23 protein-coding genes are annotated in these 24207 nt (G+C 43.9%); all 23 read right to left on the bottom strand.

Translation table 11 applies throughout. From position 1 onward, the window contains the following. Nucleotides 1-94: 94 nt before the first annotated feature. Nucleotides 95-415 (bottom strand): cupin domain-containing protein, encoded by a 321-nt coding sequence (locus F3J36_RS11420; RefSeq protein ID WP_166719721.1) that lies wholly within the window; start codon nt 413-415, stop codon nt 95-97. Continuing rightward, nucleotides 412-1128, bottom strand: a complete 717-nt coding sequence (locus F3J36_RS11415; RefSeq protein WP_166719720.1) for a glycosyltransferase family 2 protein — start codon at nt 1126-1128, stop codon at nt 412-414. Before F3J36_RS11415 ends, F3J36_RS11420 begins: the two co-directional genes overlap by 4 nt. Further along, nucleotides 1125-1754, bottom strand: coding sequence for an HAD family phosphatase (locus tag F3J36_RS11410; RefSeq protein ID WP_166719719.1), 630 nt, complete (start codon nt 1752-1754; stop codon nt 1125-1127). The genes F3J36_RS11415 and F3J36_RS11410 overlap by 4 nt, the downstream gene beginning before the upstream one ends. After that, nucleotides 1751-2386, bottom strand: a complete 636-nt coding sequence (locus F3J36_RS11405; protein ID WP_166719718.1) for a hypothetical protein — start codon at nt 2384-2386, stop codon at nt 1751-1753. Before F3J36_RS11405 ends, F3J36_RS11410 begins: the two co-directional genes overlap by 4 nt. 1 nt (nt 2387) lies before the next feature. Then, nucleotides 2388-3143 carry a glycosyltransferase family 2 protein gene (locus F3J36_RS11400; RefSeq protein WP_166719717.1) on the bottom strand — a complete coding sequence of 252 codons (756 nt, stop codon included), beginning with the start codon at nt 3141-3143 and terminating at the stop codon, nt 2388-2390. A gap of 1 nt (nt 3144) precedes the next feature. After that, a complete protein-coding gene (locus F3J36_RS11395) occupies nt 3145-4062 on the bottom strand; it encodes an FkbM family methyltransferase (RefSeq protein WP_166719716.1) in 918 nt (305 codons plus the stop codon). 2 nt (nt 4063-4064) lie between these two features. Next, a complete protein-coding gene (locus F3J36_RS11390) occupies nt 4065-5258 on the bottom strand; it encodes a hypothetical protein (RefSeq protein WP_166719715.1) in 1194 nt (397 codons plus the stop codon). Beyond that, a complete protein-coding gene (locus F3J36_RS11385) occupies nt 5255-6622 on the bottom strand; it encodes a glycosyltransferase (protein ID WP_166719714.1) in 1368 nt (455 codons plus the stop codon). Before F3J36_RS11385 ends, F3J36_RS11390 begins: the two co-directional genes overlap by 4 nt. 9 nt (nt 6623-6631) lie before the next feature. After that, nucleotides 6632-7837, bottom strand: coding sequence for an ABC transporter ATP-binding protein (locus tag F3J36_RS24355; protein ID WP_166719713.1), 1206 nt, complete (start codon nt 7835-7837; stop codon nt 6632-6634). Continuing rightward, nucleotides 7837-8631 (bottom strand): ABC transporter permease, encoded by a 795-nt coding sequence (locus F3J36_RS11375; RefSeq protein WP_166719712.1) that lies wholly within the window; start codon nt 8629-8631, stop codon nt 7837-7839. The genes F3J36_RS24355 and F3J36_RS11375 overlap by 1 nt, the downstream gene beginning before the upstream one ends. Nucleotides 8632-8711: 80 nt before the next feature. Beyond that, nucleotides 8712-10124: an NADP-dependent phosphogluconate dehydrogenase gene (gndA, locus tag F3J36_RS11370; protein ID WP_166719711.1), complete on the bottom strand. Its 1413-nt coding sequence runs from the start codon at nt 10122-10124 to the stop codon at nt 8712-8714. Nucleotides 10125-10257: 133 nt separating this feature from the next. Further along, nucleotides 10258-11373, bottom strand: a complete 1116-nt coding sequence (locus tag F3J36_RS11365; protein ID WP_166719710.1) for a glycosyltransferase family 4 protein — start codon at nt 11371-11373, stop codon at nt 10258-10260. Beyond that, nucleotides 11370-12536, bottom strand: a complete 1167-nt coding sequence (locus F3J36_RS11360) for a glycosyltransferase family 1 protein (protein WP_166719709.1) — start codon at nt 12534-12536, stop codon at nt 11370-11372. The genes F3J36_RS11365 and F3J36_RS11360 overlap by 4 nt, the downstream gene beginning before the upstream one ends. Then, the gene (locus tag F3J36_RS11355) at nt 12512-13414 is read right to left on the bottom strand and encodes a GDP-mannose 4,6-dehydratase (protein ID WP_166719708.1); all 903 of its coding nucleotides are present in this window, start codon (nt 13412-13414) and stop codon (nt 12512-12514) included. Before F3J36_RS11355 ends, F3J36_RS11360 begins: the two co-directional genes overlap by 25 nt. Before the next feature lies 1 nt (nt 13415). Further along, nucleotides 13416-14456, bottom strand: a complete 1041-nt coding sequence (gene gmd / locus F3J36_RS11350) for a GDP-mannose 4,6-dehydratase (protein ID WP_166719707.1) — start codon at nt 14454-14456, stop codon at nt 13416-13418. A 28-nt stretch (nt 14457-14484) separates the two neighbouring features. Further along, nucleotides 14485-15861 (bottom strand): phosphomannomutase CpsG, encoded by a 1377-nt coding sequence (gene cpsG / locus F3J36_RS11345; protein ID WP_166719706.1) that lies wholly within the window; start codon nt 15859-15861, stop codon nt 14485-14487. A 14-nt stretch (nt 15862-15875) separates the two neighbouring features. Beyond that, nucleotides 15876-17291, bottom strand: coding sequence for a mannose-1-phosphate guanylyltransferase/mannose-6-phosphate isomerase (locus tag F3J36_RS11340; RefSeq protein WP_166719705.1), 1416 nt, complete (start codon nt 17289-17291; stop codon nt 15876-15878). Between the two features lie 519 nt (nt 17292-17810). Continuing rightward, nucleotides 17811-18824: a UDP-glucose 4-epimerase GalE gene (galE, locus tag F3J36_RS11335; RefSeq protein WP_166719704.1), complete on the bottom strand. Its 1014-nt coding sequence runs from the start codon at nt 18822-18824 to the stop codon at nt 17811-17813. A 45-nt stretch (nt 18825-18869) separates the two neighbouring features. After that, nucleotides 18870-19766 (bottom strand): UTP--glucose-1-phosphate uridylyltransferase GalF, encoded by an 897-nt coding sequence (gene galF / locus F3J36_RS11330; protein ID WP_166719703.1) that lies wholly within the window; start codon nt 19764-19766, stop codon nt 18870-18872. A 90-nt stretch (nt 19767-19856) separates the two neighbouring features. Beyond that, complete coding sequence (locus tag F3J36_RS11325; protein WP_166719702.1) at nt 19857-20159, bottom strand: hypothetical protein; 303 nt, start codon at nt 20157-20159, stop codon at nt 19857-19859. Between the two features lie 132 nt (nt 20160-20291). After that, entirely contained in the window at nt 20292-21632 is a 1341-nt protein-coding gene (locus F3J36_RS11320; RefSeq protein ID WP_104093120.1) for an MOP flippase family protein, read from the bottom strand. After that, complete coding sequence (locus F3J36_RS11315) at nt 21629-22852, bottom strand: glycosyltransferase (protein WP_058757296.1); 1224 nt, start codon at nt 22850-22852, stop codon at nt 21629-21631. Before F3J36_RS11315 ends, F3J36_RS11320 begins: the two co-directional genes overlap by 4 nt. Nucleotides 22853-22855: 3 nt before the next feature. Next, nucleotides 22856-24118 (bottom strand): colanic acid biosynthesis pyruvyl transferase WcaK, encoded by a 1263-nt coding sequence (gene wcaK, locus F3J36_RS11310; RefSeq protein ID WP_058757295.1) that lies wholly within the window; start codon nt 24116-24118, stop codon nt 22856-22858. Between the last annotated feature and the right edge of the window lie 89 nt (nt 24119-24207).

Here is a 24207-nt window from a genome sequence, read left to right as displayed (position 1 = left end):
GTGGGTTCCCGGCAAAGTCCTTCATTTAGAGATAAGTCACTTTGAAAGGCATGATGTTCAAATTAGTAATCAGGAAGAGAGAATATTATTTAAATTAAACTAAAAATTTGTCGTCTAGAGTGCCTGGCACCTTCACAACAGTGGTGACTACATCAGTTAATGCTTCAAAAGACGTCACATCTCCAGGAGAAAGAACAATTATGTCTCCGGCGTTCCAAATTTTACCACACATAACGACTTGCCCCTCTACAATACATGTTATTTCGGTCGCTACCTTATGGTAATGTGCGGCTTCAGTAGTGCCTTTTGCGTATTTCTTTACCGCGACCTCACATGAATCTGTCGAGTATACTGAAGGTGAAAATGCACCTACAAACCACCCTCCGATCATATCATTCAATTTAAAATCTTTCATAGATCGCCTCTGTTAGATTCAAATTGCGACTTTGTTTTCAAAGGGTGGTATTTAGACTTATCAATCCTAACAACTCCAATCTTTTTGTTTTTAAGTATTAATTCATTGAACGCGGGGCAGATATAAAAGTTATCATTTACTCTTGCATCTTTTCTAATCATATTTTTGACTGCATCAGAAAAATCGCGAGTAGTACTAAACCAATAAACACCAGCAGTTGCATTACGACTCACGGGATTTTTTTCCGATGCTTCAATAACTAGATTAGATTCATCTAGCAGAACGTATGAATACCTTGGATGGATTGAATCAAAAACAACCGTTCCAGCATCATAGTTATTTTCCTTCATAACAGTATAGAAATGCTGATAGTCAATGTCGAGGAATTGATTAGCACTTACAATCATAAGTGGTTCATCCTGGGGTAAACCGACAACGCCTAGAAGTGCGGTACAAGCTGCACCAGCTGTGTTTTCAGGCACAGGAAATGATTTAAAAAGGCCATTTGATAGTAGCTGTACAATGTTATCGAGATGATGCTTTTTTATATGTTTTTCCTGAAAAAGAAAAACAGAAAGACCCATATTAAAAGATATTTTTTCAGAGATTTTCTGTATTAGCGGCGTACCGTTAAACTCGGTCAAACATAAAGGATAGTCTTTATCTGAAGAGTCAATATAGTTTTCACCAGCAGCCAGAACCAAAATGTTCATTCGCTCACCCCCTGAAGAGAATCAATAAAGTTACGAATATTTCTGTAAGTCACATCATTTACATCCTGAACTATAAAAACATTAGCTCCTGCCGCAGTGGCTGATTTGATACCATTTTCATTATCTTCAACCACAACACATTCTTCAGGTTTCAAACCTAAATAATCAATAGTTTTAGTATAAATCTCAGGATCAGGCTTACCCTTTGAAACATCTTCATTAGACATCATTACGTCTAAATATCCAGTCAATGATGCCTTTTCCATCATTGTCACAACTGTATTCTTAATTGAATTGGACGCAACAGCTAATTTATAACCTTCTGATTTAAACTTGGATAAAGCATACTCATGAATGAACAAAGGTTTACATTTTGTGTGCACTATTTCCATAGTATAATGCTGCTTCATTTCATTTATAAAAGAATGCAGTTCAATCGGTAAAGAATACTCAGTCGAAAGAATATTTAATTTATCTTTAGTAGGAAGACCATCGAATTTAGTCAGATGATCATAGCGATTTATATTATAACCAAATAGGTTTAAAGATTTATTAAGGGCCTCGTAATGCCATTCTTTAGCTTCGATGAGAACTCCATCCATATCGAAAATTATCGCTTTTATCACATTGACTCCTTAAAAAATAATGCTGCCTCTTCAGGATAATCTGTACAAAGTATTATATTATCTGATTCGCTTAGCTTTTCATCTATCAACATACGCCATAAATTTTTATAATCTTCACGCTTGTGTAGCTCAGGAGATACTATACAGACTTTTTTTCCATCGTTGAGTAAATTATTTATGTAATCTGAGTCATACCAAATGGAGATAAAAGCATCCAACCAAACGCCACTGCACTCCTCATAGAGAGATATCACTGGTTCATATTCACTTGCTCGCGAAAAAAACTGTATTTCGCCATGTTTAAAGTAGCTAAGTTGATCAGGAATAGACATATCAAAGACGAAAGCTTTCTTAACGTTATATAAACTTAACGCATCGAATAATTTCTCGGCCAACCCATCTGATTTAATATTTAAAGCCAGTGATAAATCTTTATTCTTTACTAATTCCAAAAATTGTGTGAGTAGGATTTCGTTACCATATGGTATATCATGCGAAATAACGAGGTTGCCGTTAAAGTCTCGAACATCAGTTTCGGTACCAAAACCTAATTCAAAAGACCTTTTAAATGCTATGACACTATTCTTTTCATCATTATTTTTCCAATATCCACGATGACTAATGATTTCCATGTCATATACCTCTAACTGCATCGTGTGAGAGTGGTAAATTGAGAAAAAGATCTAAATCCGCTGGTATTCCTAGTCCATACATTCCCTGAGCTTCAGAACCAACATTGAAAATGCCAATCTTAGCTCCATTCTTGATTAAATCATTGTAAACAGGAGCCACATAGAATTCATTATTCACTCGTTCATTTCTTCTAATCATTTCTTCAGCAGCATCAACGAAATCATTCCCTTTTCGGAAATTATATATACCTACCGTTGCCTCATCTGAAATAACTTCTTTTTCAACAACCTTATTAATGTAGCCAGCATTATCAAAACCCACAAAAGACCATTTAGGATCATCTGCTTTCATCGTCATGATAATACCATCTAAGCGATTATTATCTAATTCATCTATATAATCGTTAATATTACAATCAACATATTGATCGCTGTTAGCGATCATTAAATGTGATTCATTATTTATAAATTCTTTCGCGAGGAGAACAGTACAAGCAGCACCTTCAGTCAATCCATTTGCGTGTACAATTTCGCAGGTTGGCTCCCAAGATTTTAATACCTCACTAAGCCCATACTCATCATCATGTTTTTTTTGCACAATAAAAATAAATCTATGTTCTTGTTGCGGCTTTAAGTTATTAACTACTAACTTAACCATAGGCACGCCATGAACCTTAATTAATGGTTTTGGATCTTTAAAACCTGCTTTAGCGAAACGACTACCGGCACCAGCCATTGGAATAACAATATTTATCATTTTACACCTCAACCAGATTTAGTTTTTTCAAAATCTTGACAAAAATATTTCTATTAAAATTCAGAATATTATCTTGCAGCACATGGATTGCTGCGTCTTTGTCTTTTATTTCAGCTCTTAAATGTTCAAGCTCGCTTTCCTTCTTTTTAAGAACGTCGTTAAGATTAAGAATATGTTGCTCAGGATTTTCTAGTTTATGTGAAGGAGCATGCCAAAAATGCTTACCATCGTAAAAGTGAAAGTCGTTTAGTTGTAAGTCTGCTTCTATCTCTTTGAAATCAAGTCCTTTTTTTGTAAAAAAAACATTAAATTCATTTGAAGCAGGATCGTTAGGTTTTATGGCATAAACATCGAAATTATTTTCTTCGAGAAAATTCAAAGCTTCACGTAAATCTTCGTTAGTACTACTGTAGAGTGATTTAGAAATTACTGACGGAACTTCAAGCATGCCAGCTTGGACTTTATCAAGATATCTTCCAGCTGATTTTAGAACGGTTAGATCTAAACCTTGTACATCTATCTTTATGAACTTTATTTGCACAGGGTCATAGGAATCTAATATTTTTTCTAGAGTTACAGCTTGGACTTTGAAAGTCTTAGAGTGATAAAGATCTGTCCTTTCTTTCCAATATTCATCTCTTGTGATATTATTTTCTGAAAACTGCAGCAGACTTGATGTTCCATGGTCACCAAGTTCTGATACGTGAAAGTCAAACTCTCCTTCATTTTCGTTAACTGCAAAGTTTATAACATCATGGTTGTCAAGCTCCATTTGCGAAGCTTGATTTAGTAAAGTATTTGCTAAAACAGGTTCAGCTTCTATTGCAAGTACATGTAAGCATGGGTTTCTTTTGGCAATTTCTAAAGAGAAACCTCCATAATTAGCTCCAACATCTACAATGATACTTTTTCCTAACATATTTAGACCTTAAATCTTGATTTCAACTTTTCAACAAAGATACGGGGCTGAAAAATTAATTGAGTGATATTACGTTTCAAAAAATTATATTTATTAACTTTATTTCTATAGTCTTGATGAAACAGATCCAAATTCTTGTAAAAAAAATCTATATCCGGATCTTTAAAATCAGTAATAATTTCTTTTCTTAAATTAAGAACTGTTGCTACAGTACGGCTGTTTAAACGAGGTAAGAAACCCGACTCTCTTAATCTTTGTGATAACTCAACATCCTCTGCCATATTCCATGTTGCTAATTCATTGAAAGGAATGGCATTCAAAATGTGTTTTTTGCCAATTATCAGCCCCCCGGGAATATATTGAAATGGTGAATAAACACCATATGGTAAAAGATAATTAGCTGTTAATTTTTCATCAGACGCTTGTGATACCCAATCAGGCACTCGTTCACCAGTATCTAACAAAACTTGTTTGACTACACAAACATCATAGTCATGATGAAATTTATCAAAAGATTTAATGAAATTATCGTTCAATTTGTATCTATTATGAGCGATACAAATATTTTCGTATTCTGCTTGATTTATAATAAGGTTTTTTTTGCGAGAAATATTAGCAAATAACTCTGTATTCTGATCGGTCTCAATTAATTTATACTTTAAGTCAATTTTAAAAGATGGTTGAGGACCACAGATTAAAATTTCAACTTGGCTATCGTTATATTTTATTTTCTTGATACTGTCAATATATTCATAAAGATAACCTTCGTTTTTACCATCCCAAATAATACCAAAAGACCAGTCTTTACTATTATCAAAGTACCTTCTTTTCGCTAAAAAATTGATGGTGTATATTCCAACTTTACTGTCATTTTCAATCGACAAAAACTGCACATTTCCGTCAGATAGGTGAAATATTTGTTTATAAAATTTAGCTATTGAAAAGCTGGTTGATAAAGAGTTAAATTTCAGAGTGAACTTAGCCATACCTGTACTTAACTTAAATAGCTCATCAAGTATTATTGGCCATTTAGTATGATCTGAAATACAAGATTCAGTGAAATTTATTTCATCATATTTTTGATAGTGTAAAGCAGAAATCCTAGTATCTATGGTATTAATAAAATCAAGACTTAGAGAGACATATCCTGCTGGATGGTTATTTCCAAACCATATTTTAGATGATAATGTTGTCATTGAATTTTCTCTTCACGATAAAATAAATCCTTGATATCAGATGAAAAGTCTTTCCAGCTACGCAATTTACTTTTGTTGTTTTCTATAATATCTATTTTCTTTTGATAATAGTCATCATCAACCATTAAACGTGAAAACTCTTCATAGTATTTTTTATAGTCTGGATAATCTACAGCAATTGTCATTCCGTATCCTGCTTCTTTTAAAGAAGATGTATCGAAATGTAAACATGGTTTACCGGAAGCTAATGATTCACCAAGTGGCAATCCCCATCCTTCATAATGCGACGGATAAGCAGTAAAACGGCAATTTTTGTAAAGCTCAGCTATTTCTGCATCTGAAGCATCATGCAGTACAATTACACTTCCATACACGTGACCTGAATAGGTTAATTGTTTAGCTAGTTCTTCCGTATCCCAAAGCCATTTACCCGCTATGACTAGTTTTTGGTTAGCATATTCAGGACTGTTAAAAAACTTGATCCACGTCAATATTAAGTTGACATGATTTTTTCGTGATTCAATCGAACCTACACAGAATGCGTAAGTCTCATTTTTTAATTTTCTTACTCTTAACGGATATTCTTGTTCATCTAATAAATTTTTTCTTTTAACATCCTCAGGTAACTTGTGTGAAAGATGAATGATATCAATTTCAGGTGAATCAGCCCCTCTTTTATGACAATATTCTAATAAATCAACTTTACAACTATTAGAGTTTACTATTATTTTATCAGCATATTCCAAAACAAAAGGAATATATTTTTTAAACATATTTTTTAATTCATCTGGCACATAAGGAGATACTATAGGTATCATGTCATAGACCATGAAAATTTTCCGCAAACTATGCCATTTACTTTCCATTAACGCATGATATTTATCTTGAAAATTCCATACGCCACCGAACAATGCGATTGTAGCATTTGGTGAAAACTGATCTATTTCGCTAATTTCCAAGCCAGGATATAGACTTATTCTGTTCTTAAGATAGTGTATGACAGCTTTATGACTAATTTTCTTAACACTTGGAATTCTGGAAAGAATGAAATAAGTATCACTTACCACCTTTTTTTTACGGCCAAGCGTTCTTATTTTCTCAAAGTATTTATCTATATTCCCGTAAGATCTAGAAATATAGATATCGGCATATATCCATAGATTAATGAATGGAGTAAGATCGTTTAAAGGAGCGTTTTTAAGACCATTTACTATATAAGTTTTTCCAGTGATGGGACTTATAAAAAATATGCTATAATCTCCCTCAAGGCCCCTTAACCCTTCAAGTACAACTCGTTGTATTCCGCTTACCTTAGTTGAAAATTTTGAATGGTTAATTATATCGGTAATATCATAGTAAATCATAACTTGTCCTTAGTTTACAAAAATGTTCGGTTCTATATTAATTATACCAGCCCACTTATTGACATCAGGGTTATCGATTACCTGAAAAGATGTAACTCTTTCAGTTAAGGCAATAACGGTATCAAAAAGTCCATCACCATGACCTCCTGATTCAACCCCCATTGCCAATGTGTATTCGCCTGGGGTAAGGTTATTTTTAAAAGAAAATCTTACAATGTTAATTCTTTTATTTGCCATATTAATTTTCTGACAGTAGGTGTTGGTTTCATACAAAACTTGCCCTAGCCTATCCTGTATGCGAAAGCCAATATGTGGGTTTTCATACGAATTAATATTTTTACATTTTATTTCAAAAGTATAATTCTTACCAACTTCGAGACAATTAACTACATGCTCATCTTGATTCAGCAAAGTTACACTATCTACGAAATTATTAATTTTAATAAATCTTTGTTCGACAGTTTCTTCTTCTTTAACAACAGCTTTGCTATTATTAAGGTAACCATAATATCTTTCTACTGCTTCTATTGTCTTGCCAACGAACTGACAACGACCAGATGCAAGAAGAACAGCTTTATCACAAATTTTATGTAGCGCAGAGAAATCATGAGTCACGAATAATATACTGGTACCGTTATTTTTAAACTCTTGGATTCTCTCAATACATTTTTGTTGAAAGTAGATATCCCCTACAGAAAGGGCTTCGTCTATTATTAATACATCAGGCCTTATTATTGTCGCAACACTAAACGCTAAACGAACTTGCATACCACTTGAATATACCCGAACAGGCTGGTCAATGTAGGGGCCGATTTCTGCAAACTCTTCAATTTTGGGCATTAACCGAGTTATTTCTTCTACTGTCATGCCCAGAAGTTGACCAGACATAAAAGCATTTTGCCTGCCGGTGAATTCTGGATGAAAGCCCATTCCTAATTCAAGCATAGCTGCTACACGCCCATTTACCAATACTGAACCCGTTGAAGGTCTGGTTGTGCCAGTAATAATTTTTAATAAAGTACTTTTACCTGCTCCATTAACTCCAATAATTCCTACGGACTCTCCCGGCTCTACAACAAAGTCAATATCTTCCAAAATCCATTTCGTGGTATGTCTGGGCTTAGAAAATGGTATAACCCACTCAATAAGCCTGCCAAGTTTACTATTATATCTTTTGTATGCTTTACCAACATTTTTCACGATTAAGCTAGACATTATAATTCATCCACCATATCACCAGAATGTTTATTGAATAGAATCATGCCTATGGCGCATAAAATTAAACCTAATGAAAGAGGATAGAGCAGATCAAACCAGTGGGGCCATTGATGCTGAACAAATACAAGCTGAAATGAGGATATAATCGATAACATAGGATTCAATTTTACAATGTTTTGAAATTGCAATGGTAATATTGCTGGCGAATATACGATAGGTGTAAGCCAGAACCAAAACTGCAAAATGATCGAAAAAAGCATACCTACATCTCTAAAGAATACATTCATCACTCCAAGAGTAATACCCAAACCTATAGCAAAAACTATCAAAGTTAATATTAAGGGAAAAATGGAAATAAACTGAATGCCGGGAAACTCTCCGCTTATTAATAGGAATGCCGTAAAGAGAATAAATACTATAAAGAAATTCACCAAAGCATTTACTATTACTATAGCGGGCAGGCAAATCCTTGGAAAACTAATTTTTTTAATTAGATTAGCCTGCTCAATAAAAACATTCTGGCCTCTTGAGATTATTTCTGAAAATAAAGACCATGTTAATATCCCGGAACATAAATATATACTATAGGCAAAAGTATCTTCTACTCCGGGTAATTTTGCCTTCATTACTTGGGAGAAAATAACGGTGTATACAGTTATCATTGCAAGTGGATTTAAGACATTCCACGCTGCGCCTAAAATTGAATTTTGATATTTTGCTTGAAATTCTCTCTTTACATTACCTAAAATAAACCCTCTGTATCGCAAAATAGATTTAATAAAGCCGATCATTAACTTAATCCTTAATATAAGAAAGCACATCGTAAGATGTGCTTTTTATTTGTATCTAAATAAAATCTACAAAGCTGTTATTATTTTGTCAGCCATTCAGTATGGAAAATTCCTTCTTTATCCACTCGCTTGTAGGTATGCGCACCAAAGTAGTCGCGCTGCGCCTGAATCAGGTTAGCAGGCAGCACTTCTGAGCGATAGCTATCGTAGTATGCAATTGCCGCTGAGAAGGTTGGCGTTGGAATACCGTTCTGGATGGCATAAGAGACAACATCACGCAGCGCCTGCTGATATTCATCAGCGATGTTTTTGAAGTAGGGATCCAGCAACAGGTTTGCGATGTTAGCATCGGTCGCATAAGCATCAGTAATTTTCTGCAGGAACTGTGCACGGATGATGCAACCAGCACGGAAGATCTTCGCGATTTCACCGTAATGCAGATCCCAGTTGTTCTCTTCTGAAGCCGCACGCAGCTGAGAGAAGCCCTGAGCATAAGAAACGATCTTACCCAGATAAAGTGCACGGCGCACTTTCTCAATGAACTCAGCTTTGTCACCGGTGAAGGCTTGCGCCTGAGGGCCGCTCAGCACTTTAGAAGCTGCAACACGCTGTGACTTGAGTGAAGAGAGGTAACGTGCGAACACAGACTCAGTGATCAGAGAAAGTGGCTCGCCAAGATCCAGGGAGCTCTGGCTGGTCCATTTACCGGTACCTTTGTTGGCTGCCTCATCCAGAATCACATCAACCAGGTATTTACCGTCTTCATCTTTCTTGGTAAAGATATCTTTGGTGATGTCGATCAGGTAGCTGCTAAGCTCACCGTTGTTCCAGTCAGTGAAGGTTTTAGCCAGCTCTTCGTTGTTCAGACCGAGTGCGCCTTTCAGTAAAGCATATGCTTCTGCAATCAGCTGCATATCGCCATACTCGATACCGTTGTGAACCATCTTCACATAGTGACCAGCACCGTCCGGACCGATGTAAGTAACGCAGGCTTCACCGTCTTCTGCACGCGCAGCAATTTTATCCAGAATTGGCGCTACCAGTTCATACGCTTCTTTCTGACCGCCAGGCATGATCGATGGGCCTTTCAGAGCGCCCTCTTCGCCGCCGGAGACACCGGTACCGATGAAGTTGAAGCCCTGATCAGACAGTTCTTTATTACGACGGATAGTGTCTTTATAGAAGGTGTTACCACCATCAATCAGAATGTCGCCCTTATCGAGGTGTGGCGTCAGTGAAGCGATGGTTTTGTCTGTCGCTTCACCTGCCTGTACCATCAGAAGGATGCGGCGGGGTTTTTCTAACGACTCAACAAACTCTTCCACGGAGTAATAAGGAGCAAGTTTTTTGCCCTGATTTTCAGCGATAACTTCATCAGTCTTTTCACGTGAACGGTTAAAGATTGAGACTGTGTAACCGCGGCTTTCGATGTTAAGAGCAAGGTTACGCCCCATCACTGCCATACCTACAACGCCGATCTGTTGCTTGGACATTACATACTCCTGTCTGTGGTCTCGCTAGGTGTTACCAGTAACACCATTCAGTAAGTGACCAATATGTTAACTCATGAGAGGTGATAAGAGGTAATTATTGATGCTTTTTAAGAAATGCAGCGAGTGATGAAATTTACTTATTTAACAGAGACATATATAAACCTGCATAACTTTCAATCATCTTGTCTGCTGTAAAAAGTTTTTCGAATCGTTGTTGAGCAGCCTGGCCAAAGGTACGAGCTTTCTCTGGGTTGAACCAGATCTCATCCATAGCTTTGCGTAAAGCCCTGGGGTCTGAAGGCGGGACAACCAGACCGGTAAGACCGTCAATGTTGATGAAAGTAGTACCGGTTCCAATTTCGCTTGAAATCAGTGGTTTTGAGTACAAAGCCCCTTCAAGCAAGGAAATACCAAAAGCTTCTGAACGAAGATGTGAAGGAAAAACTAAGCAAGTACAAAGCTGTAATAACGCAGATTTATCGTCATCCTGTAATGCACCAAGGAAATGAATATTGTCGATACCCAACGACTGGGCTTGCGCTTTCAGTTCAGATTCAATGGGTCCCGCACCAACAATGACAACAGGATAATCACTATCAGCGACAGCATCGATGAGTATGTGAAGCCCTTTATAGTAACGAAAGGTCCCAATGAAAAGAAAAAAGCCGTTAGGGAATCGCTGGGACCACTTTTCTAATACCTGGGGATCATTGTTTTGATAAAAACTTTCATTCAGACCGTAGGGAATAACCTTAACTTTATCTTTGAATTTTTGCAGAATCGGGCTACTTTCGACATAATTTGGTGATGCAGCAACAATGCAATCTACACTGGAAAGGAACCTATTCATCAATGGTGTATAAAGTTTTAGCAGGGCCTTTTGTTTAACAATATCGGAATGATAGCTTACGATCGATGGCTTTTTTGTAAAATTTGTGAAATGCAGGACATCCATAAAGGGATAGGGAAAATGATAATGAATAATATCTGCATGTGTTGCTAGCTTTTTAAACTCAGTAATAGCAGCAAATGAAATTGGCGTAGAAGCATACTCTAATAATGTTTTAACACGATGAATAGTATGATGATCCAACATTGAAATAGCATCATCAAAATCAGGGCTATGCGTAAAAACCGTTGATTGGATATTTTCTTTCACACCGCCTTCAGCGAGCTGATAAATAACTTGCTCAATCCCACCAAAAGTATCCGGATAATATGTTTTATAGCAGTGAAGGACTTTTATCATATTAATTTAGAAACCTGATCATACGCTTCTATCGTTTTATCGGCACAGAATGACCACGAATAATTTTGGGCTTGACTAAGACCAACCTGGATCATTTTCTGTTTCAACTCCTCATCATTAATCATCATTTTTAGATAATGCGTGAGCAATTCTATGTCTTCCGGTTCATGCATTAGCGCGGCATCTCCAACAACTTCAGGTAATGACGTTGCATTTGAACAAATAACGGGAGTGCCAGATGACATAGCCTCCAACACTGGTAATCCAAACCCTTCATAAATCGAAGGGAAGAGGAAACTGTTAGCAGCACTAAAGAGCATGGGTAAATCGTTACCTGGTACAAAGCCTAAATATTTCAACCAGCCTTCCCGCTCACCTTTATCAAAAAGACGAAAGAGCTCTTCATTTTCCCAGCCTTTATATCCGCTAATTACGAGCGGGAAATTTTTCTTCTCTTGTAATGACAAGCGATCATATGCACGTAGAAGCGTTAAAATATTTTTTCTGGGTTCGATTGTACCAGTATAAAGAAAGAAGCGACGCCATTTTAACTGATACTTATCCAATACTGCGTGAACATCTTCTTGAGTGCGCGAATGAAATTGGTGATTACACGCCAATGGTGCAACTGATATTTTCTTTTCATCCAAAGAAAAAAATTCCATCAACTCATTTTTTGTATAATACGAATCCGTTATCAATACCGAAGCACGCTTTACAGTGTTACGCAGCTCTTTCTGCATGAGATGTACTCTCCCGGCAGGATGGAACTGTGGCCAATGAAATACTGACAGATCGTGAAAAGTCGCAACGCAATTTTTAACACGCGGAGGGAGATAATAATTAGGACTATGGTAAATGTATTCTTTGAATTTTTTAAGTGCCCGGGACTTTAAATGAGGAAAAACAAGGCGATAAACTTCACTAACTATTTTGCTTTTTTGTAACTCTCGCTTAAGCGACTGAACGGATTGCGAAGATTCACTTGCAACCGCCAATGAATCTCTTATTCTTGTTCCATGCAAAAAAGTAAGTGAAAGTTTATCTTCCCGTTGCTGAAGTTGTTTCGCCAGTTCAAAAGCATAACGCCCGATACCCGTTAAAGGGTATTTTATGCAATCCGTCGAGAAAACAACCTCTAGCTTTTTGTTTCCAGCATCCATTTCAGAGTTTCCCTAAGTGGTACTTTTTGCATTTCATGGCCAATCAGACTATTCAGCAACGAAATATCACCGCACAACTCTTTGATTTCATTTGGTCTAACAAAACCAGGATTTACCTCAATGGTTATGGAGTGACCGGTAATATCTTCACAAAGGCTAATAACATCTCTAAGTGAGTGCATCTCTCCAGTAGCAACATTGACCACTTCCCCAAAAGCTTTACACTTTAGTAATTCAGCATAGCATTTAACTAAATCTCGTACATCAGAGAAGTCACGCCATACATCTATATTACCAAGTTCAATAACGTCTTTGCGTTCGCGGAAATGTTTGACAATTTTAGGAATTAAAAAATTTTCAGCTTGTCCCACTCCCGTGTAGTTAAAAGGACGGGTAATAATTAATGGCAACCTATCTTTAAATAGGTTAGCCATATATTCCATAGCAAGCTTGCTAACGGCATAATCATTAGCAGGATTCGGAAGCGTTGATTCATCAAGCTTACCAGCAATATTATTTCCATAAACGTTTGCGCTACTTGCCACTAATACGGCTTCGGGCTTTTTCTTTGTTTCTGTTAATGCAGATAGCAAGTTGCGCGTGCCAGAAAGGTTGACATCATAGAATGCGTTCGGATTTGAGTGACCAACAAAAGCAATTGCTGCCAAATGAACTACAACATCGGGACTTATACAATCTACTGCGTTTTTAACTTGAATATTATCTGTGAGATCTACTTGAAAATAGTTATCGATATTATCCGAGCAAGCTGAGCCCAGGCCATAAACATCATATCCAGCAGCGGAAAGTTCCGCTGCCATATAATGGCCGGTAAAGCCCTTGATCCCGGTGATCAATGCTTTTTTGCCATTAGTCATATTAGAAAGAGAATCCTTGTTCGTTACGGCGAAGGTCTTCTTTAACCATCATAGCGCATAACTCTTCAAGAGTAGTTTTAGGTTCCCATCCAAGGATATCCTTAGCACGCTGAGGATTACCGATCAGTAATTCAACTTCGGCTGGACGGTAGAATTTCGGATTTACTTTTACAACAACTTTATTTGTTGCCACGTCAATTGCCACTTCCTGTTCGTCTTTACCTTCGAAACGTAATTCAATACCAGCAGCTTTAAATGCCATCGATACGAAGTCACGTACAGTTTCTGTTCGGTTGGTAGCAAGTACAAAGGTATCCGGTTCTTCTGCCTGAAGCATCAACCACATTCCTTCTACATACTCTTTAGCAAAGCCCCAGTCGCGTTTCGCGTCAAGGTTGCCCAGTTCAAGCACGTCAAGCTTACCGAGTTTAATCTTGGCTACTGAGTCAGTAATCTTACGAGTGACAAATTCCTGACCGCGCAAAGGAGATTCGTGGTTGAACAGAATTCCGCTTGAGGCAAAAATATCGTAGCTTTCACGATAATTAATCGTCATCCAGTGTGCATAAAGTTTGGCAACACCATACGGGCTGCGTGGATAAAATGGTGTATCTTCTTTTTGCGGAATTGCCTGCACTTTACCAAACATTTCTGATGTAGAAGCCTGATAAAATCGAATTTTTGGGTTGACGATACGAATAGCTTCCAACAGGTTGACCGGACCAATACCGGTGATCTCTGCTGTAGTCAGAGGTTGCTCAAAGGAGACACCAACGAAGCTTTGTGCGGCAAGGTTATAAACCTCTGTCGCGCCACTTTGTTGAAGCAGACGAATGCTGGCGGAAAGATCGGTAAGGTCGTATTCAACTAAATGCAGTTTGGCGTTGTTTTTTATTCCAAGCTCTTCAATACGCCAGAAGTTGACAGAACTGGTACGACGATAGGTACCATAAACAGTATAACCTTTATCTAACAATAATTCAGCCAGATACGCACCATCCTGGCCAGTAATACCGGTGACGATTGCAACTTTATTTGACATATTTTGATCTACCATTTATTACATGTGATTAATTTGAGTTGATAATAGAATTAAACTCTGCGAGTAAAACATCAAGTTTTTCTATATTGCCTTTAGTTTCAATATTCAACCGCAATAACGGCTCTGTATTTGACTTTCTTAAATTAAATCGCCAGTCTGAGCAATCAAGACTAAGGCCATCAATAGTATCTTGTGCCACACATGAGGGTGAATATTTTTCAGAAAGTGAGGCAATAATGGCAGTTGCATTCACTACTTTGAAATTTATTTCGCCACTACAAGGGAAGGCTTTCATTCTTTCTGAAACCTGCTGAGATAATGTCTGCCCCTTTACTGCGAGTAATTCTGCCACTAAAAGCCAGGGGATCATACCGCTGTCACAGTAAGCAAAGTCGCGAAAATAATGATGCGCACTCATTTCGCCCCCATAGGCCGCATCTTCCTCGCGCATGCGCTCTTTAATAAACGCATGACCTGTTTTAGACATAACAGGTATGCCACCCGCTTTAGTGACGACGTCGATGGTGTTCCAGGTCAAACGGGGATCGTGAATGATCTTCGCGCCAGGCTCTTTCTTGAGGAACGCTTCGGCCAGCAGGCCAACAATGTAATAACCTTCGATGAACTCTGCATTCTCGTCAAACAGGAAGCAGCGATCAAAGTCGCCATCAAATGCGATGCCCATGTCGGCTTTGTTCGCGTTCACCGCGTCGGAGGTATCTTTCCGGCACTCTGGCAGTAAGGGATTAGGAATACCGTTAGGGAAATGACCATTCGCTTCATGATGAACTTTAATGAAGGTGACCGGTGCATTCGCCTGCTGGAAGCGCTTTTCGATCTCATCGATAACATGGCCGGCAGCGCCGTTACCCGAGTTGATGACTAGCGTCATGGGTTTGGTGAAATTGGCCAGGTCAATGTAGCCCATCAGGTGATCGACATAGGCATCCAGTACCGAGATCTGCTTATAGCTGCCACGCTTAGCGGCATCCACCGGCGCAAAATCGTTAGCTTCCGCCAGACGCTGAACATCACGTAAGCCTGTATCGCCACTGATAGGACGGGAACCTTCACGCACCAGCTTCATGCCGTTATAGTTCATCGGATTATGGCTTGCCGTCACTTCAATGCCACCATCAATGCCCAAATGGAAAGTGGCGAAATAAATCTCTTCCGTGCCGCTTAAGCCGATATCGAGTACATTGGTACCCGCATCCATTAAACCATTGGCCAGGGCCATTTTCAGGCTTTCGCTGGTCAGCCGAACATCGCCGCCCACAACAATCGTTTCCGGCTTTAAAAATTCGCCATAAGCGCGACCAATACGATATGCAATTTCTTCATTTAATTCCGCGCCAAGCTCACCGCGAATGTCATAAGCTTTAAAACAGGTCAATGCTGCCATGATCTCGTCTGTCCTTACTTACTTGCAAATTGTTCTTTAATCAGAATTAAATCGTCATCGCCCAGATAGGAGCCTGACTGAATTTCCAGCAGCTCTAACGGAATCTTGCCTGGATTTTCTAACGTGTGCTGATGACCAATAGGAATAAAGGTCGATTGGTTTTCCGTCAGCAATAAGGTTTTATCCTGAATAGTCACTTTGGCAGTGCCGGATAAGATCACCCAGTGTTCAGTCCGGTGATAATGCATCTGTAATTCGAAACGTTCACCCGGTTTAACGGTGATACGATTTACATTAAAACGGCCGGTATTGACCACCAGATCGCAGCGTCCCCATGGCCAGTAAGTTTCACGATGACGACGATATTCCGTACGGCATTCGCTCTTCAGGAACTCGACCACGCGTTTGACGTCCTGAACCTGATCTTTGCGCGCCACCAGCACGGCATCTTTGGTGTTAACAATCACCAGATTTTCCACGCCGATAGCTGCCACTAACTGATCTTCGCTGTTGATATAGCAATTTTTAGTGTTGTGCAGGAAGGTATCGCCCTTCAGCGAGTTACCGGCTGCATCTTTTTCATTCACTTCCCACAGCGCGGACCAGGATCCGACATCGCTCCAGCCCGCATCCAGCGGCACCACAACGGCTGCGTCCGTTTGCTCCATCACGGCATAGTCAACTGACTCATCCGGGCAGGCAATGAAATCGTCTTTATCAATGCTGATGAAGTCGTTACCTTCTGCCACGTTCGCCATCGCACGGCGGCAGGCATCCAGAATATCAGGACGGAATTTTTCCAGTTCCTGCAGATAACGTTTGGCGCGGAACATAAACATCCCGCTGTTCCAGTAATATTCACCGGAAGCCAGATAATCCTGAGCCGTTTTCAGATTAGGCTTTTCAACAAAACGCTGCACGCTAAACGGCGCATGTTCATCACCCGCCAGCTGCTCACCGCGATGAATATAGCCGTAACCGGTTTCAGGTCCGGTGGGCACGATGCCGAAGGTGACCAGATGCCCCTGCTTGGCATATTTCGTTGCGGTGGTGATGGCCTGGTGGAATGCCGCGCGGTTCTCAATGACATGGTCGGCGGCTAAAACTAGCAGCACCGGATCATCGCCTTGCTCAATCGCGTTAATCGCTGCCAGAGCAATCGCCGGCGCCGTGTTGCGACCAACCGGTTCAAGGATGATGTTATGGGAAAGTTTGTTGATCTGACGAAGCTGTTCAGCGACGAGGAAACGGTGCTCTTCGTTGCAGATGACCAGCGGAGCTCGCGCTTCAACACCGGTCAGGCGGTTGACAGTCTCCTGCAGCATCGAGTGCTGTCTGTGCAAGCTGATGAACTGTTTTGGATACAATTCACGTGAAAGGGGCCACAAACGACTGCCGGTTCCTCCGGCCATGATTACGGGAAGTAACATTCCACAACCTCTAATGTGTCTTTTAGACTGCTCTATCATTTCCAGCGGGACAATTTTTCAGCAAAACAAAAAATAGCCACGCTACCGCCCTTGGCTTGCAGCAACCAATATGCTGTGTAACAAGTCAATCCTGTGCTTTCCGTCTCGGCTAATTATGGTCAATATTGCAGCATCAACCGCTTTGTCTGAGACCATCGCAAATAATACATTTTGTGCTGCCGAATTAACATGGTTATTGTCCGATGCCAGCGCGACGAATCTTAATTTTCTTTCACCGGTGCGTTTATCGCCAAGCTACTGAGTCTGAAAGAATATAGTCGCCGATTCGCAGAATGAAAGGCTGCAGCGAGTTTTCACTAAATCAATATGATGAGTTGTGAACTTGATGCATTGGTCTGGCGCTGATTAGGATTTTTCTGCATCCCGCAAATGAATACCTGAGCAAAAAAACACCAAAGTAAATTATTTACCCATAAAAAAACCCGGCATATGCCGGGTTTTTACTCATAACCTGCTTAATCACTTAAACCCATTCGGATTCTTCGACTGCCAGTTCCAGGTATCGCGCATCATCGCATCGATACCGCGCGTGACGCGCCAGTCGAGCTCTTTGTTGGCCAGGCTGGCATCCGCCCAGAACGCGGGCAGATCGCCGTCGCGGCGCGGTTTGAACTCGAACGGAATCTGTTTACCGGATGCCTGCTCAAACGCCTTGATCATCTCCAGCACCGAGAAGCCTTTGCCGCCGCCGAGGTTGTAAGCTTTGTAGCCTTCAACTTTTGGCAGGTGATCCAGCGCTTTCAGGTGCCCTTCCGCCAGGTCAACGACGTGAATGTAGTCGCGCTGGCAGGTACCATCTGGCGTCGCGTAGTCATCGCCAAACACGCCCAGCTTGTCCAGACGCCCAATCGCCACCTGCGCAATGTACGGCAGCAGGTTGTTCGGAATACCGGTTGGGTCTTCGCCAATCTCACCGGATTCGTGCGCGCCGACCGGGTTGAAGTAGCGCAGCGCGATGGCTTTGAAGTTCGGCTCGGCTTTGGCGAAGTCGCGCATCACGAACTCAATCATCAGCTTGGAGGTGCCGTACGGACTGGTGGTGCCACCAATCGGCGTCGTTTCAACGTACGGAACCGGTGCGTCAGCGCCATACACGGTGGCGGATGAGCTGAAGATAAAATTCCACACGCCGGCGGCGCGCATCTCTTCCAGCAGCACCACGGTCCCGGCGACATTGTTCTCATAATATTCCAGCGGCATGCGCGTGGATTCGCCTACCGCTTTCAGCGCGGCGAAGTGGATGACGGCCGAGATGTCATTTCTGGCAAACAGATCGCGCAGGCAGGCGCGGTCGCGGATGTCGCCTTCAACGAAGACCGCTTTCTTACCGGCCAGCTTCTCAACGCGATTGATTGCTTCGCGCGAGGCATTGCAAAGGTTATCCAGGACTACAACGTCGTCGCCGCGCTCTAACAGCGCCAGCACCGTATGGGAGCCGATGTACCCTGCTCCGCCCGTTACCAAAATAGCCATGTGTACTCCTTTAAAACCGCGCAACCTGCGCGGCGGGGAAAGAGATTATTTTGCCAGAATTTTTTGGATTGCTTCGCGGAAATCGCGGCCCTGCGTGTTGTTGCGCAGACCATAAGAGACGAAGGCCTGCATGTAGCCGAGTTTACGGCCGCAGTCGAAGCTGGTGCCGGTCAGCAGCTGGGCATCAACCGGTTTTTTCTGGCTCAGGGAGGCGATGGCATCGGTCAGCTGGATACGGCCCCAGGCGCCTGGCTCCGTGCGCTCCAGTTCACCCCAGATATCCGCAGAAAGCACGTAACGGCCCACGGCGGTCAGGTCTGAGTTCAGCTCGGACGGATGCTCAGGTTTTTCTACGAAGTTGGTGATGGTGCTGATATCGCCCGGATTATCCAGCGGCTGCTCGGTGGTCAGCACGCCATATTCAGACAGGTCTTCGCCCGGCATGAGTTTCGCCAGAACCTGACTGCGGCCGGTCTCTTCGAAGCGTGCCACCATCGCGGCAAGGTTGTAACGCAGGTGGTCAGCGGTGGAGTCATCCAGCAGCACGTCTGGCAGTACCACCACAAAAGGGTTGTCGCCAATCATCGGACGGGCACACAGTACCGAGTGGCCAAGACCCAGCGGGTTCGCCTGACGCACGTTCATGATAGTCACGCCCGGCGGACAGATTGACTGCACTTCGCTCAGCAGCTGGCGTTTTACGCGCGCTTCTAGCAACGCTTCCAGCTCGTAGGTGGTATCGAAGTGGTTTTCCACTGCATTTTTGGAAGCATGGGTGACCAGCACAATCTCCTTGATGCCCGCCGCCACGCACTCGTCGACAATGTACTGAATCATTGGTTTATCGACGATAGGCAGCATCTCTTTCGGAATGGCTTTAGTCGCAGGGAGCATATGCATACCGAGACCCGCAACCGGGATTACTGCTTTAAGCTTGGTCATATTTATTCCATTTCATGAAGTGAATACGTGGGGTCGATTATGCAGGATCGGCCGGTTGAGCAAGTATAATCTTTATCTGAAAAACCGGCACTAACTCTCTGTCATCACATAAAAAATCGTCAAAAAGTCCATCTGCCACCCGGTAATCAGGCGGTTAAAAAAAGCGGCTAAATGGCTGAAAAACAGTGGAAGGCAGAGTGCTGAGCAATGACCGGTGAGGCCAGTGATTGTTGAGCGTTTTGACCGGCGTTGCGGAAACATCATTGGGGTGAAGATGTGGTGTCGCAGCGGAAAAAGCTGGCGGCGATTAAGGATGTTGTTTTGACCGGTGGCGTCAGGGTTTGGTCGCAAAATGGCGTAATGCCGTTCAGTAACAGCAAACACAAATCGCATAAAATTCGTAGCGGCGCGATTTATCGCGCAATAAATTGCGCCGCTACCAAAAGTGCAACGGTTGCTGAACGGTTTCAGAGCTTAACTGACAAACGTGCTGTCATTGCCAACGACCACTCCCGTCATCACCGCTTACAGCCAGCCCTCAAACCACTCGGGCATCACGAACAGGTTGAAATGATTCACCAGCAGCATCAGGCCGACAAACACCACCGACACCGACACCCACTGGCGCGCATACGGCATAAAGCGGATGCCAATCACCGGTTTGATGAAGAACGGATGCGCGAAGGCGGAGATCAGCACCTGTGAAATCGACAGCGTCAGCGCCACGTAAATCACATTCGGCCAGATCCACGTAGTGGCCAGCACCACCACCACCACCAGGCTGGCGACGATATTCCAGTAGAACTCGACGTTGGTGCGTCCGTTCGCCTGGGAGATCGCGCCGGTCAGGCCGCCCATCGGGCGCAGCATACCGAACAGCAGCATCAGTGGGATCAGGTGATACACCTGCTCGTGCGAGGCGCCATACAGCACACGCACAATCACCGGAGAGAGAATACCAATCGCCAGGTACATCGCACTGCTGAACAGCATGATGACGAAGGTGCCCTTGAGGAACAGTTTTTTCAGCTGCTCGGGATCGTGCTGCTTCTCGGCGAAGCGCGGCAGCGCCAGGCGGTTAATCACCGGCGACACCAGTTTCAGCGGCTGCAGAATCAGCTCTTTCGCCAGTGAGTAAACCCCCAGCATCTCGGCACCCATCACTTTACCGACGATCAGCGCATCGGCCTGAGTACGCAGCTGATTAATGGTCTGCGAACCCAGCTGATAGATACCGTAACGCACCGCGCTGACAAAGGTTTTGCCGTCGAACTCCCACGTTGGCCGCCACGACTTCTCGCCAAAGTAGATCATGCAGAGAATGCGCGTGAAGGCGTTGATGAACAGCCCGAGAATCGCCGCCGCTACCGTCAGGGAGGTGAAATAGAGCATCGCCACCGTACACAGGAAGGCAAACAGCTTGGTGCCCATCTCAATCTTCGCCAGCGTCACCATGCGTTTGGTTTTCACATAGTGCGCCTGATACTGCGACAGGTGACCGAGCACGAGGAAGTTGAGGCTGGTGAGCATAATCAGCGCTGTCAGCTCCGGCAGATGGTAGAACCACGCCACCGGCCAGGCGATGGCCAGCATGATCAGACCGGTACAGAAGCTCAGCGAGACGTTAACCCAGTAAATGGTGCTCTGCTCACGACGTGTAATCTCCTGACGATGCACGATGTAGCTGCTCATGCCCATGTCCTGCAGCACGGTAGCCACCGCCAGAATGGCGTTGATGATCGCCAGCAAACCCAGCTCGTGCGCTTCCAGCTTGCGCGCCAGCACCGCCAGCTGCAGCACCTGCAGCAGCGCGGCAAAGCAGGTGCTGCCGAACAGCCACACCGCCTGTTTTTTTAATCCACTCACACCATGCGCTCCAGAATTTTCGCCAGCTCACCGTAAGCGATGTGCTGATTGAACTCGGTTTCCACTTTATGGCGCGCTGCGGCCACCACCGGTGCAACGTCAACGTCGCCGCGCGACAGGCGCAGCAGCGTGTCCGCCAGCTCACCGGCATCATTTTCCGATACCAGCCAGCCGCTGACGTTATTCTGAATCAGCTCCGGGATGCCGCTGTGGTAGGTGGACACCACCGGCAGGCCGACCGCCATCGCTTCCATCAGCGCCACCGGAATGCCTTCCATATCGCCATCGGCGGCGGTTTTCGACGGCAGCAGGAAGATATCGGCCTCGCTCAGCGCCTGACGAATCTCCTCCTGCGGCTTGAAGCCCGGCATGGTCACCATGTCTTCCAGGCCGGCCCGTGCGATGTGCTCGCGCATCATGCCGTCCTGCTCGCCGTTACCAATAATGGTGAACTGGAACTGACCGCCGTTATCGCGCAGGATTTCACTGGCTTTCACCGCCACGTCCAGCCCTTTTTTCTCGGTCAGGCGCGCCACCGAAACGATGCGCAGCGGTTTGTGGAACGCGTCACGCGGCTGGAAGTTAAACTTCTCCGGCTCGATGCCCATACGCGTGACGTGCACTTTCTCGCGCGGACAGCCCATCTCAATCAGCTTGTTCTCCCACAGATGGCTGATGGGCAGCATCAGTTCGCTCTGTCTGAACAGGTTGATGTAATCCTGTTTGTGCTCTTCAAGAATGTGGCGACGCGAGATATCAGCGCCGTGGAACACCGTCGCCTGCTTGCCCTTCAGTACCCCCAGCTCGCGCAGTTTATTCGCCAGCGCACCGGCATAGCCGAAGTGCACCAGGAACACATCGGCGGTAAAGGTCTGCCGGGCGTTTGCGACAATGGCCGGCAGCAGCAGTTTTTTCGCCTGCGCACCGTAGCGGCCAACGTTAAGCGACTTCAGCAGCGCCGGTTTGGCGATTTTCGGCAGCATCAGCCCGATGCGTTGGGTCAGTTTGTCGAGGTTTGATACCTTCTCTTCCGGCAGCAGATAGTGGGTTTTCGCCGCCAGATTGTACTCATCGAACGCGGCATGACGATTGATCATGTCGCCCGGAAACACCGAGATGATCTCGACGTCATAGCCGGCATCGATGAAATGCGTCACCTGATTGAGGACAAACGTCTCAGAGGCAACCGGAAAACGCATGGTGAAAAAGGTTAGCTTCATCACTTACCCCAGGACGTTGAGAATTTCTTCGGTGATGCGGTTGCCGATTTCACGCTCCTGCGCCACCGCGGTGTTCACTTTTTGCTTCACGTTGTCGTAGTCCGCCAGCACCGTCTGCACTTTGTCGATCAGCGAGCCGTCCATCAGGCTCTGCACGTCGGTGGCCATCTGCGGCAGACCCAGCTGGTTCATCACGCCGAGCGATTTGTGCTCGTAGTTGATGGCCACGGCTGGCGTGCCGAAATTCATGGAGATGATTGCCGAGTGCAGGCGCGTGCCGATGGTGAGATGGCAGTGGCTGAGCAGGATGCCGAGCTCCAGGTCGTTGAACTCGTCCATGATCACATGGTAGTGCTCCGGCTGCTCGACGTGGTCGCGCAGCGTCAGCGCCACCATACGGTCATCTTTGGCATAGCTGTCGATGCCGGTACAGGTGGAGAACGCCACCACCTGATAGCCTTCGGCGATCATGGCGTTGATCACCCGGCCAAACGCGGCTTCGTACTCTTTCTGCGTGACGCCAAGACGTTTGTCGAACGGTGCCAGCTCACGCACGGTGATAGCGATGGTTTTGCGCGACTGAATGATGTTCTGCCAGTGCAGCAGGTTGTGGCTCGGATTTTCCACCTCGCGCGCCTGCACCAGGAACGCGGTGTCCACGCCCTTCTTCACCCGGCTGGTGGTCACACCATCCTGCTTCAGGCGATCGAGGCTGACCTCTTCGCGCAGCACCAGGCTGTCGACGCGGTCAAAAACAAAGTTTGCCAGCGCATTGACGCGAGGGTTTTCAAACGGGCCCACCGAGTGACCGATCATGTGCAGCGGCTTCTTCGCCATCAACGCGCACAGCGCGTGATCGAACTGGGTGACGCCGTACAGATCGACGAAGAACGAGCCGCCGACCTGAATGATGGCGTCATATTTCGCCAGGCTGCGGGTGAATTCCGCCAGATGCGGCGGCACCGAGAAAGATTTATACACGCCACCTTTGCCAAGGTGCGCCATCATGATGTCCGGCATCAGACGGTTGGCGACTTTGCGCTTCAGGCTGCTGACCAGCCCTTTTGGCGCCTTACTGTTGTGCAGAAACAGCGAATCCTGCTGGATATGCTGCTGCAGTAAATATCCGGAGCTGGTTGGATAGCGGCTGATGACATCGATATCCAGATCCCCACGCGCGGCCTGCAATGAATCAATCAGTCCACGTAAAATCGCGCCATCCCCACGATTTCCACAGGTATGGTTACCCACCAATAAAATCTTCATAAAAACTCCAGATAAATTTTTGTAATTTTTTACAAGCCGCCAGTTCCATACTGGCTAAGTGAACTCTGTAAGAAAAAACTGCTAATGGG

Source organism: Pantoea sp. Cy-640 (assembly GCF_011752635.1).
Taxonomy (GTDB): domain Bacteria; phylum Pseudomonadota; class Gammaproteobacteria; order Enterobacterales; family Enterobacteriaceae; genus Pantoea; species Pantoea dispersa.
Note: the sequence above shows the minus strand (reverse complement) of the source record. Positions and strands in the feature narration are given on the sequence as shown.

Coding starts and splice junctions, on each gene's coding strand:
- F3J36_RS11325 (WP_166719702.1), bottom strand. CDS start 20,159: ATGCGATTTGTGTTTGCTGTTACTGAACGGCATTACGCCATTTTGCGA.
- galF (WP_166719703.1), bottom strand. CDS start 19,766: ATGACCAAGCTTAAAGCAGTAATCCCGGTTGCGGGTCTCGGTATGCAT.
- F3J36_RS11315 (WP_058757296.1), bottom strand. CDS start 22,852: ATGAAGCTAACCTTTTTCACCATGCGTTTTCCGGTTGCCTCTGAGACG.
- F3J36_RS11405 (WP_166719718.1), bottom strand. CDS start 2,386: ATGGAAATCATTAGTCATCGTGGATATTGGAAAAATAATGATGAAAAG.
- F3J36_RS11395 (WP_166719716.1), bottom strand. CDS start 4,062: ATGTTAGGAAAAAGTATCATTGTAGATGTTGGAGCTAATTATGGAGGT.
- wcaK (WP_058757295.1), bottom strand. CDS start 24,118: ATGAAGATTTTATTGGTGGGTAACCATACCTGTGGAAATCGTGGGGAT.
- F3J36_RS11400 (WP_166719717.1), bottom strand. CDS start 3,143: ATGATAAATATTGTTATTCCAATGGCTGGTGCCGGTAGTCGTTTCGCT.
- gndA (WP_166719711.1), bottom strand. CDS start 10,124: ATGTCCAAGCAACAGATCGGCGTTGTAGGTATGGCAGTGATGGGGCGT.
- F3J36_RS11375 (WP_166719712.1), bottom strand. CDS start 8,631: ATGATCGGCTTTATTAAATCTATTTTGCGATACAGAGGGTTTATTTTA.
- F3J36_RS11365 (WP_166719710.1), bottom strand. CDS start 11,373: ATGATAAAAGTCCTTCACTGCTATAAAACATATTATCCGGATACTTTT.
- F3J36_RS11355 (WP_166719708.1), bottom strand. CDS start 13,414: ATGACTAATGGCAAAAAAGCATTGATCACCGGGATCAAGGGCTTTACC.
- F3J36_RS24355 (WP_166719713.1), bottom strand. CDS start 7,837: ATGTCTAGCTTAATCGTGAAAAATGTTGGTAAAGCATACAAAAGATAT.
- F3J36_RS11360 (WP_166719709.1), bottom strand. CDS start 12,536: ATGGATGCTGGAAACAAAAAGCTAGAGGTTGTTTTCTCGACGGATTGC.
- F3J36_RS11390 (WP_166719715.1), bottom strand. CDS start 5,258: ATGACAACATTATCATCTAAAATATGGTTTGGAAATAACCATCCAGCA.
- cpsG (WP_166719706.1), bottom strand. CDS start 15,861: ATGGCAGCATTGACCTGTTTTAAAGCTTATGACATTCGCGGTGAGCTT.
- F3J36_RS11420 (WP_166719721.1), bottom strand. CDS start 415: ATGAAAGATTTTAAATTGAATGATATGATCGGAGGGTGGTTTGTAGGT.
- galE (WP_166719704.1), bottom strand. CDS start 18,824: ATGGCTATTTTGGTAACGGGCGGAGCAGGGTACATCGGCTCCCATACG.
- F3J36_RS11385 (WP_166719714.1), bottom strand. CDS start 6,622: ATGATTTACTATGATATTACCGATATAATTAACCATTCAAAATTTTCA.
- F3J36_RS11340 (WP_166719705.1), bottom strand. CDS start 17,291: ATGTTACTTCCCGTAATCATGGCCGGAGGAACCGGCAGTCGTTTGTGG.
- F3J36_RS11415 (WP_166719720.1), bottom strand. CDS start 1,128: ATGAACATTTTGGTTCTGGCTGCTGGTGAAAACTATATTGACTCTTCA.
- gmd (WP_166719707.1), bottom strand. CDS start 14,456: ATGTCAAATAAAGTTGCAATCGTCACCGGTATTACTGGCCAGGATGGT.